Genomic DNA, 396 nt, shown 5'->3' on the forward strand with positions numbered 1-396 from the left:
AACTTTTACTGCACCTGATTTAATCTTATCCGTCCAGTCTTTTATTGCCTTTTCAATATCAGCTTTGTTGGCCACTTTACTATTAATTGGAGCTGCCACAACGCCATCTTCAGCTAAACCGTAAAGTGTGACCTTACCGCCAGGGAAATTACCTTCTTTAGCCTTTTTCGCAATGTCTTGAACCGCTACGTCTACACGTTTAACGGCTGAGGTAAGAACTACATCTGGACCCATATCTGATTGGTCACGGTCTACACCAATTGTCCATATATTCGCATTTGGATCTTTTGCTTTCCTGTCTTTCGCTTCTTTAAACATGCCGTTACCCGTAGCTCCTGCTGCAGCGAAGATAACGTCTACACCTGAAGAATACATTTTGGAAGCAATGGATTGACC

General features: G+C 42.7%; 1 protein-coding gene. It reads right to left on the bottom strand.

The features are described 5' to 3' along the window. Positions 1 to 396: BMP family lipoprotein (locus RYX56_RS21345; RefSeq protein WP_317123987.1), on the bottom strand; the 396-nt coding region annotated here is incomplete at both ends.

It is taken from the genome of Alkalihalophilus lindianensis, assembly GCF_032843265.1.
Lineage (GTDB): Bacteria > Bacillota > Bacilli > Bacillales > Bacillaceae_D > Alkalihalophilus > Alkalihalophilus lindianensis.